General features: G+C 61.9%; 8 protein-coding genes and 1 tRNA gene. 4 read left to right on the top strand and 5 right to left on the bottom strand.

What is annotated here, in order from left to right; genetic code table 11:
- Positions 1-101 precede the first annotated feature (101 nt).
- On the top strand, positions 102-584 hold the full coding sequence (locus tag ACOI1H_RS12435) for a PRC-barrel domain-containing protein (RefSeq protein ID WP_422437865.1): 483 nt from the start codon (positions 102-104) through the stop codon (positions 582-584).
- A gap of 810 nt (positions 585-1394) precedes the next feature.
- On the opposite strand, the gene ACOI1H_RS12430 is transcribed toward ACOI1H_RS12435, so the two are convergent.
- The 5 genes from ACOI1H_RS12430 to pdxH form a co-directional block, all read right to left on the bottom strand.
- Positions 1395-5051, bottom strand: coding sequence for a vitamin B12-dependent ribonucleotide reductase (locus ACOI1H_RS12430; RefSeq protein WP_422437864.1), 3657 nt, complete (start codon positions 5049-5051; stop codon positions 1395-1397).
- Between the two features lie 543 nt (positions 5052-5594).
- A tRNA-Pro gene (locus ACOI1H_RS12425) sits at positions 5595-5671 on the bottom strand.
- Between the two features lie 48 nt (positions 5672-5719).
- A complete protein-coding gene (locus ACOI1H_RS12420) occupies positions 5720-6181 on the bottom strand; it encodes a DUF192 domain-containing protein (RefSeq protein WP_422437863.1) in 462 nt (153 codons plus the stop codon).
- On the bottom strand, positions 6178-6699 hold the full coding sequence (locus tag ACOI1H_RS12415) for a cold-shock protein (protein WP_422437861.1): 522 nt from the start codon (positions 6697-6699) through the stop codon (positions 6178-6180). The genes ACOI1H_RS12420 and ACOI1H_RS12415 overlap by 4 nt, the downstream gene beginning before the upstream one ends.
- 58 nt (positions 6700-6757) lie before the next feature.
- Positions 6758-7366, bottom strand: coding sequence for a pyridoxamine 5'-phosphate oxidase (pdxH, locus tag ACOI1H_RS12410; protein ID WP_422437859.1), 609 nt, complete (start codon positions 7364-7366; stop codon positions 6758-6760).
- A 139-nt stretch (positions 7367-7505) separates the two neighbouring features.
- Between pdxH and fabI the strand changes: the two genes are divergently transcribed.
- The 3 genes from fabI to gpt are packed head-to-tail and all read left to right on the top strand — an operon-like array spanning position 7506 to position 9465.
- The gene (gene fabI, locus ACOI1H_RS12405; RefSeq protein WP_422437858.1) at positions 7506-8312 is read left to right on the top strand and encodes an enoyl-ACP reductase FabI; all 807 of its coding nucleotides are present in this window, start codon (positions 7506-7508) and stop codon (positions 8310-8312) included.
- Positions 8309-8923 carry a LysE family translocator gene (locus tag ACOI1H_RS12400; protein WP_422437857.1) on the top strand — a complete coding sequence of 205 codons (615 nt, stop codon included), beginning with the start codon at positions 8309-8311 and terminating at the stop codon, positions 8921-8923. The genes fabI and ACOI1H_RS12400 overlap by 4 nt, the downstream gene beginning before the upstream one ends.
- Positions 8924-8952: 29 nt before the next feature.
- Positions 8953-9465 (top strand): xanthine phosphoribosyltransferase, encoded by a 513-nt coding sequence (gene gpt, locus ACOI1H_RS12395; RefSeq protein WP_422437868.1) that lies wholly within the window; start codon positions 8953-8955, stop codon positions 9463-9465.
- Positions 9466-9502: the final 37 nt, after the last annotated feature.

The following is a 9502-nucleotide window of genomic DNA, read 5'->3' as shown; positions in this document are numbered from 1 at the left end:
GAGAACGCCCTCGGACGTCGCCTAAAAAAATAAAGATATGACAGGGAACCTAAGCTGCACACGCATGTTGGGAGGACGTACAAAACAGAATGGAGAATGTTATGAAACGCCTCACCACTTCCGCTTTGGCAACAATCATCGCCACTGCCGCAGGCAGCATGGCTAACGCAGAAACGCATATGAGTGCAGATATGGGCGTCTACAGCGGCGTCGTAGACAACGAATTGAGCAATCAGTTTATTCGTGCTGAAAATATCATCGGTGCTGATATCTACACTCAGTATATGGAGTATGACGAAAATCTCTGGGGCGATACGGAGTATTACGAATCAGTCGATGTGGACTGGGAAGATATTGGTGAAGTCTCAGATATCGTTATCTCGCGTGACGGGACTATCGTTGGCGTAATTGCAGAAGTCGGCGGTTGGCTCGATATCGGTGATGCTCACGTCGTGATCGATATCTCCGATCTTAAAACAGTCGGCGGTACCATCGAAAATAGTTATGGTGATCTGGCATTTGTCACTCCTTTGTCGGAGGAGCAGCTTGAATCACGCCAGGAGATCGATAGCGGCTGGTGGTAAACTTTCCGATGAGCGGCCTACATGTCATGTGGGCCGCGTTTGTCGCTAACCATGGCCATCGACGTATCCAGGCTGTGTATCGCGCCACTTTCGGCGGCGGCACCCAATTGACGGCACAGGCCAATGGCGGCCGCACAGTTGCGAAACTCGTCACCCTCTGACCTGAAACGGGACGCATAGCTATCAGGCGCAAGCCGCTTGACCTGGTCGTCGGCAAGGGGGCGCTGTCCGTCCGGGCCACGAATCCCCGGATGCGGCGGACGGCAGGGTGGGGCTTCATCGGGGCACCGAAATTCGCAAGGTTTCGAAGGCCAGAATACAAAATCCTGCAATTTCATGCCAGCGTTTCAGCACGACCCGCGAACGAAATCAGCAGGTTGAGGTTTGTTCAGGGTCAACTACTTCGGGGCCGAATTTATGGGTAAGGTCTGCCGCATGACTGACCTTGTTGCAGATCTCGGCGAATTTTACGTTCCCGCCCTTGCTGTCGATCAACTTGCTGACGCCGCGAAAGACCGCTTTCGTCCTTCCAAGACACAGGATTACCGCGCCGCAATAGCCTCAGCTTACATTATTGATGACTGGCCTTACGGGTGTCCAAAGGGGGCCACAAGGTTAGCTGACCAACCAACTTTGTTGACCACTCGGAAGTGCTTGTGTCTGTGGTCTGGACCGCATGCCCTGGCGTCACACGACGCCAGGGACCCTCGCTTTTTAGGGCAACGCAAAGGAGCGAAGCCCTATCTGGTCTCAACTATGCCAGTGCTTGGCACAACTTATGCCCGCAACTACAGCAAGAAAGCGAGGCCCTCAGCTGCAACCGCTGGTGCCGCCGCAGGTGTTGCATTTCATGCAGGTGCCGTTGCGGACCAGCGTATAGTTCTGGCATTCGCCGCAGGGGTCGCCCTCATAGCCCTGCATCTTGGCCTTGTCCCGGGCGGTCAGGCCGCCAGTCCCGGCCATCGTGCCGGACGACAGGGACGTCGCGGTGCCCTGCCCCACGGCAATCTGCGGGGCCAGCATCTGCAACGCCTCCATCGTGTCCGAAAGCGAGGTCAGCCCGCCCTGCAGCACGACGAGGTCCTGCGGCATCCGCTTGCGCAGATAGCCGGTCGAGCTGATCTGCTTGAGCACTTCCAGCGATCGCGACGCCGCCGCCTCTGACGGGGTAGCCACGTTGGACACGCCCTCTTCCACGCCGCGACCGATGTCGTCGAAGGCATGGCCTTCGGGCTTCACATGCGCCAGATCCGTCCGGTCAAGGTAGCTGACCGCCAGTTCGCGGAAGATGTAGTCGAGGATCGAGGTCGCGTTCTTGATGCTGTCGTTGCCTTGCACGCCGCCCGCCGGTTCGAACTTGGTAAAGGTGAAGGCGTCCACGAACTCCTCCAGGGGGACGCCGTATTGCAGGCCGACGCTGACGGCGATGGCGAAGTTATTCATCATCGCGCGGAATCCCGCACCTTCCTTGTGCATGTCGATGAAGATTTCGCCCAGCTTGCCGTCCTGATACTCGCCGGTCCGCAAGTAGACCTTGTGACCGCCGACGATGGCCTTCTGGGTATAGCCCTTGCGCCGCTCAGGCAGCTTGTCGCGCTGGGACTTCGCGATTTCCTTGATGATGATGCGCTCGACGATCTTTTCGGCCAACACGGCCGTCTTTTCGTGCAGGGACCCGGTCGAAAGGATCTCTGCCGCGTCGTCATCGTCCTCGACCAGCGCCGACGCCAGCGGCTGGCTCAGCTTCGATCCGTCGCGATACAGCGCGTTAGCCTTGATCCCCAGCGACCACGACAGCTCGTAGGCCTTCTGGCAGTCCGCAATGGTCGCGTCGTTGGGCATGTTGATGGTCTTGGAAATCGCGCCCGAGATGAAGGACTGCGCCGCTGCCATCATGTAGATGTGGCTGTCCACGGACAGATAGCGCTTGCCGGTCTTGCCGCAGGGGTTGGCGCAATCGAAGACGCTGTAAAGGTCCTGCGCCAGATGCGGTGCGCCTTCCAGCGTCATGGTGCCGCAGACATGGGCATTGGCCGCGTCGATTTCAGCACGGGAATAGCCCAGGTGCCGCAGCAGGTCAAAGGTCGGATCGGCCAGCTTTGCGCACGGGATGCCAAGCGTCTTGCGGCAGAAATCCTCGCCGAGGGTCCACTGGTTGAAGACGAAGCGGATGTCGAACGCCGCCTTCAGCGCGCCTTCGATCTTGTCGATCTCGGCCCGCCCGAAACCGTGACCGATCAGCGAGGTGTGGTTGATGCCGGGGGCCTGACCCAGCGAGCCGTGACCGACCGCATGGGCGATGATCTCCTCGATCTGGGCGGACCCGTAGCCGAGTTTCGTCAAGGCGGCCGGCACCGACTGGTTGATGATCTTGAAGTAGCCGCCACCGGCCAGCTTCTTGAACTTGACCAGCGCAAAGTCCGGCTCGATCCCGGTGGTGTCGCAGTCCATGACCAGGCCGATGGTGCCGGTCGGGGCGATGACGCTGACCTGCGCGTTGCGGAACCCGTGCCGTTCGCCAAGGGTCAGCGCCTCGTCCCAGGCGTCCGTGGCCAGCTGGATCAGCCGCTGATCAGGGCAGCGGACGTGATCCAGTGGAACCGGCTTGATGTCGAGCGCCTCGTAGCCGTTGGCCTTGCCGTAGGCGGCGGTGCGGTGGTTGCGGATCACGCGCAGCATGTGGTTGGCATTGCGCTGGTAGCCCGGGAATGCACCCAGCTCTTTCGCCATTTCGGCAGAGGTGGAATAGGCCACGCCCGACAGGATCGCGGTCAGGGCCGCACCCATGCTGCGGCCCGCGTCGCTGTCATAGCCAAGGCCCATGTTCATCAGCAAGCCGCCGATGTTGGCGTAGCCCAGACCCAGCGTGCGGAAGTCATAGGACCGCTGCGCGATCTCCTTGCTTGGGAACTGCGCCATCATCACGCTGATCTCGAGCGTCACGGTCCAGAGGCGGCAGGCGTGGATGTAATCCTCGGCCTGGAACTGACCGTCGGAGTAGAACGTCAGCAGGTTCAGCGAGGCGAGGTTGCAGGCCGTGTCGTCGAGGAACATGTATTCAGAACAGGGATTCGAGCCGCGGATCGCGCCGTCTTCCGGGCAGGTGTGCCAGGCGTTGACCGTGTCGTGATACTGGATGCCCGGATCGGCACAGGCCCAGGCCGCGTGGCCGACCTGATCCCACAGATCGCGGGCCTTGATGATGCGGGCGACCTCGCCGTTCTTGCGGTTGATCAGCTTCCAGTCGCCGTCGGCCTCCACCGCTTTCAGGAACGCGTCGGTGACCCGGATTGAGTTGTTGGAGTTTTGGCCGGACACGCTGGAATAGGCTTCCGAATCCCAATCGGTGTCGTAGGTCGGGAATTCGATGCCGGTATGGCCCTGCTTGGCATAGTCCAGCACGCGCTTGATGTAGGTCTCGGGAATTGCGGATCGCTTGGCGTCCTTGATCGCCGTGGCGAGCGTCGCGTTGGCTTTGGGGTCGTAGGCGTCCTCTGCCGTGCCGTCCCAAGCATTGATCGCGGCAAAGATCGCATTCAGGTAACGTTCGTGCATCTTGGACCCGGCCACGATGCTGGCGACCTTCTGCTCCTCGATCACCTTCCAGTTGATAAACTGCTCGATATCGGGGTGGTCCGCGTCGACGATGACCATCTTGGCCGCGCGCCGCGTGGTGCCGCCGGACTTGATCGCGCCCGCCGCCCGGTCACCGATCTTGAGGAACCCCATCAGGCCCGACGATTTGCCGCCGCCCGACAGCTTCTCGCCCTCGCCCCGCAGCGACGAGAAGTTGGTCCCAGTGCCGGAACCGTATTTGAACAGCCGCGCCTCGCGGACCCAAAGATCCATGATGCCGCCCTCATTCACCAGATCGTCCTGCACGGACTGGATGAAGCAGGCATGCGGTTGGGGGTGTTCGTAGCTGCTGGTGGATTTCGTCAGCTCGCCCGACTTGTAGTCGACGTAGTAGTGGCCCTGCGCCGGGCCGTCGATGCCGTAAGCCCAATGCAGGCCGGTGTTGAACCACTGCGGGCTGTTGGGGGCCGCGCGCTGGGTCGCCAGCATGTGCCGCATCTCGTCGAAATAGGCCTGCGCGTCGGCCTCGGTGGTGAAATAGCCACCTTTCCAGCCCCAATAGGTCCAGGCCCCGGCCAGACGGTCGAACACCTGCTTGGCGCTTGTCTCGCCGTCGAAGGTCGCATCCTTGACAGGCTCCGACCGCCACAGGAAGGACGGCACGCCCTTTTCCTTGATCCGCTTCACCTCGGACGGCACGCCCGCCTTGCGGAAATACTTCTGCGCGATGACGTCGGATGCAACCTGGCTCCAGGCCGCCGGGATTTCGCAGTTCTCGAGCTTGAAGACGACCGTTCCGTCGGGATTGCGGATTTCCGACGTGGCGCCGCGAAAAGCGATGTCGGCGTAGGCGTCCGCGCCCTTGCGCGTGAACTGGCGGTCGATCTTCATGTTTATCCCCTTTGGTCGCCGTCGTTGCGGCGTTGTTCGAACCTGCCGCCCCTTGCGGGGACTGCTGCGATTGCTGGAGAGGTCACAGACCTGCGGGTCGATCCAGCGTGATCGGCACCGTTGCCCGTCTTGAGAAGTGTCTCGTCCCGCATCGACCCCATATCTAGTGGCACGACTACCAGCCCGCACAATCTGGCGTATTCTGACCTAGGGGGTCAACGTCATTATTTCAATAAAGAAACGATTTTTCGGTTGACGCGAACTGCCCTCAATCTGCCGCCGATTCATCCTCCGGATTATCCACAGGGGCTGCAACATCGCCCCCCCCGGAAATCCGCGACTTCCTCCCCACTTAGCGACAGGACGTGAGGTTTCGCCTGAACTGTCCACTGCCGGGCGGTCGCGACGCCGGGGCGCAGGCGACATCCGCAAACCGGGTGGAACCTGTGGCCCAGCGAACACGCCCGAACCGTCCAAAGACCCCAAGTCTTGGCTATGCCGCAAAATGCGGCACCATATCTTGCGGTGATGTGAAGAAGTCATTGGTCGGGGCGATAGGATTCGAACCTACGACCCTCTGTTCCCAAAACAGATGCGCTACCAGGCTGCGCTACGCCCCGAACCGATGCCACTCCTACCGGGGGACGACGGCATTGAAAAGGCGAAAATCAGTCGCCGCAGGGCAAAGCTGCATTCGGACCGATTGCGGGATGCTGCATGACGGTGCCGGGTTCGATCCCAAGCCGCCCTGCCAGGCCGCCATTGATCTCGAGCACATATTTGATGTCATCGCCACCAAGGATCGGCGTCTCGTCGTGCGGGATCGCCTTCGCGTGGACGGTCTGTACCGTCCCGTCCGCGCTGGCGAATATCATGTCGAGTGGAATCAGCGTGTTGCGCATCCAGAAGCTCGCGGTCTGCGGTGCCTCGTAGACGAACAGCATGCCCGACATCCGGGGCATCTCTGGCACGTTCATCAGGCCCTGCGCCCGTTCGGCCAGATCGTCCGCCACGGCGACCTTGAACCGTGCCTGTCCGAAGTCGCCCTTCAGCGTCACCAGATCGGGCGCGCATTGCGCGGCGGCCGTTCCGGTCCACAGAACGACCAGCAGCGTCGTTGCAATTCTCACGCCGTCACACCCGTATCCCACATCAACACCTCGATCGCCATACGTCCGCGCTTGCCGGGCATCACACGCATCGCCACGGCCTCGCCGGTGGCAAGGTCGGACAAACCGCTGCGCCGCAGCACCTCGACATGTACGAAAATGTCGTCGTCCTGGCCAAACACGTTTGCGAAACCGAACCCCTTGGCCTTGTCGAACCACTTGATCCGCGCGGGTTGCAGAGGGCAACGCGCGATATCCTCGGCCGTCACGTCCTCCATATCGGCCAGCGGCACGAGCGTCGCATGATCGGGCGGCGTGATGGACAGGATGCGTTCCGCCTGAAAGCCGCGCGGCGTGCTGAGCACCGTCATCTGCAGCCTGGCCCCTTCGACGACGGAACCCTGGCCGAAATTGCGCAGCACATTCGCGTGCAACAGGACATCCGGTCCACCGCCGTCACGCACGACAAAGCCGAACCCCTTGCCGGGATCGAACCACTTGACCGTGCCGGACAGTGTCTCCGGTGCGTCGTTACTCATCGCGTCGTCCACGTCGTCTTGCCTCCGGTTTGGGCCGCGCAGGGCGCGGAACGTCGTCTTATGGTGACAGCCGTGCGACCCGCCAGTCGGCTGTGCGACTCTCAGGTCGGGTCCAGCGGAACCGGTCGTGCAGGCGATTGGGCCCGTCGGCCCAAAATTCGATCTCATCCGGATCGATCCTGAAACCGCCCCAGAACGCCGGACGCTGCGGATCTTCACCCAGCGTGCTTCGCATCTGTTCCAGTTTATCCATCAGAACCCGCCGGCTGCCAAGAGGATTGGACTGGGCCGACGCCCAGGCTCCCAACCGACTGTCCAGAGGGCGTCCGCGGTAATAGTCATCCGCGATGGCACCGTCTTCCCGGCTGACCCGACCACGCACCCTGATCTGGCGGCGCAGCGATTTCCAGTGCATGACGAAGGCAGCCTTGCCCGAGGCGGCGATTTCCCGCCCCTTGGCACTGTCGTAGTTGGTGAAGAAAACAAACCCGTCATCCTCGATCCGGCGCATCAGGACGATTCGGACATTCGGCATGCCAGTGGGATCGACCGTGGCCAGCGCCACCGCGTCCGGGTCGTTGACCTCGGACGCCCGCGCCTCTTCGAGCCAGGCGCGCGCAAGCTTGAACGGGTCGTCGCCCGCAAATATTCCCGTTCTGTCCGACATTGGCTTGCCCCTTGTTGATCTGGTTCTAGGCCAAGCGCCCTCGCCTCACAAGTCTGTGTTGACGCAGGGGCGCTTGATGCAGGTGACGTCATCGCCTAAACCCCGTGCAACAACATCGCAAGCCGGGGGGCAAATCAGGATGACGTCGCATTTGATGGCAGGAAAACGTGGGCTGATCATGGGCCTTGCCAACGACAAGTCGATTGCCTGGGGCATCGCCAAGACGCTGGCCGACGCCGGTGCCGAACTGGCGTTTTCCTACCAGGGCGAGGCGTTGAAGAAGCGGGTCGATCCGCTGGCGCAGTCCGTCGGGTCCACGCTGGTCCTGCCCTGCGACGTGGGCGACGAGGCTTCCATCGACACGCTGTTTACCGATCTCAAGGCGGCCTGGGGCACGATGGACTTCATCGTCCACGCCATCGGATTTTCCGACAAGAACGAATTGCGCGGCCGCTACGTCGACACATCGCGCCAGAACTTCCTGACATCCATGGATATTTCCGTCTACTCCTTCACCGCTGTCGTGCGGCGAGCAGCCGAGATGATGACCGACGGCGGATCGGCCCTGACACTGACCTACTACGGCGCGGAAAAGGTCATGCCGCATTACAACGTCATGGGCGTCGCCAAGGCCGCACTCGAGGCGTCAGTCCGCTACATGGCGGAAGACCTCGGCAAGGACGGCATTCGCGTGAACGCCATCAGCGCCGGCACGATCAAGACATTGGCCGCATCGGGCATCGGCGACTTTCGCCTCATCATGAAATGGAACGAATACAACGCCCCCTTGCGTCGCACCGTGACACAGGAAGAGGTCGGCAAGTCCGCGCTTTACCTGCTGTCCGACCTCGGCAGCGCCGTCACCGGCGAGGTGCTGCATGTCGACGCAGGCTACCATGTCGTCGGCATGAAGGCCGTGGACGCGCCGGACGTCACCAAGGAATGACACTGGCCGCCTTCGCGTCCATCGTGCTGATCCACCTCGCGGCGGCGATCTCACCCGGTCCGTCGTTCGTCGTGGCGCTGCGGGTGGCCGCGGCAGAAGGCTTTCGTGTCGCGGCGGCCCTGGCGCTGGGCTTCGGGCTTGGCGCGTTGCTGTGGGCTACGGCGGCGATGGCAGGCCTGGCTCTGGTGTTTCAGGTCATGCCGCCTCTCTTCATGGCGCTCAAGTTCGTCGGCGCGGCCTTTCTGATCTATCTCGCCGTGCAGATGTGGCGTCATGCAGCGACCCCGATGCCGCGGCCCGATACTGCGGCCGCCCCGCGTTCAGCGCTGCAAGCGGTCCGCTTCGGGTTCCTGACCTTCGCCAGCAACCCCAAACCTGCGGTCTTCTTTGGTGCGGTCTTCGTCAACCTGATCCCTGCCGGCACGCCTCTGGGGTGGCAGGCTGCGATCCTGGCTGCCGTCTTCCTGAACGAAACCCTGTGGTATCTGGTCGTCGCCCGCGTCTTCTCGCTGCCGCGTCCGCGCGCCGCCTATGCCCGTGCCAAGGCCTGGATCGACCGCGGCTTCGGCACCCTCCTCGCCCTGCTGGGACTCAAGATCGCACTTACCTGAAGGACACTGCCATGCCCACCATCACGAACATGCCCAAAGACCCAAGCCGCCTGCCCCACGAGAAGGGCTTTCACATCAGCTGGGACCAGATCCATCGCGACAGCCGCGCGCTGGCCTGGCGTCTGGACGGCCACGGCCCCGACAATGGGGCATGGCGGGCGGTCGTGGCGATCACCCGTGGCGGCATGGCACCCGCGATGATCGTGGCTCGTGAACTCGACATCCGCACGGTCGATACCATCAGCATCAAGTCCTATGACCACCAGCTTCAATCAGATGCCAAGGTGCTGAAATCGCCCGATGCACAGATGATGGGCGACGGCACCGGCATCCTGATCGTCGACGATCTGGTCGATTCAGGCCGCACGCTCGAAGTCGTCCGCGCGCTGTACCCGCAGGCGCATTTCGCCACGGTCTACGCCAAGCCGAAGGGGCGCCCGCAGGTCGATACCTTCATCACCGAAGTCAGCCAGGACACCTGGATCTTCTTTCCCTGGGATATGGCGCTGCAATACGTCGAACCTTACCGCGGCAAGGACTGAGACCGGGCGCGCCACAGCCCGCTGCCGCCTTTCATCT

Source organism: Loktanella sp. DJP18 (assembly GCF_049310965.1).
Classification (GTDB): Bacteria; Pseudomonadota; Alphaproteobacteria; order Rhodobacterales; family Rhodobacteraceae; genus Loktanella.
The sequence above is the reverse complement of the archived record's forward strand: the minus strand, read 5'-3'. Positions and strand labels throughout refer to the sequence as shown.

What these genes read in the sequence shown, in the direction of transcription:
- ACOI1H_RS12415 (WP_422437861.1), bottom strand. Translation starts at nt 6,699, where the DNA reads ATGAGTAACGACGCACCGGAGACACTGTCCGGCACGGTCAAGTGGTTC.
- fabI (WP_422437858.1), top strand. Translation starts at nt 7,506, where the DNA reads ATGACGTCGCATTTGATGGCAGGAAAACGTGGGCTGATCATGGGCCTT.
- ACOI1H_RS12430 (WP_422437864.1), bottom strand. Translation starts at nt 5,051, where the DNA reads ATGAAGATCGACCGCCAGTTCACGCGCAAGGGCGCGGACGCCTACGCC.
- ACOI1H_RS12400 (WP_422437857.1), top strand. Translation starts at nt 8,309, where the DNA reads ATGACACTGGCCGCCTTCGCGTCCATCGTGCTGATCCACCTCGCGGCG.
- ACOI1H_RS12435 (WP_422437865.1), top strand. Translation starts at nt 102, where the DNA reads ATGAAACGCCTCACCACTTCCGCTTTGGCAACAATCATCGCCACTGCC.
- gpt (WP_422437868.1), top strand. Translation starts at nt 8,953, where the DNA reads ATGCCCAAAGACCCAAGCCGCCTGCCCCACGAGAAGGGCTTTCACATC.
- pdxH (WP_422437859.1), bottom strand. Translation starts at nt 7,366, where the DNA reads ATGTCGGACAGAACGGGAATATTTGCGGGCGACGACCCGTTCAAGCTT.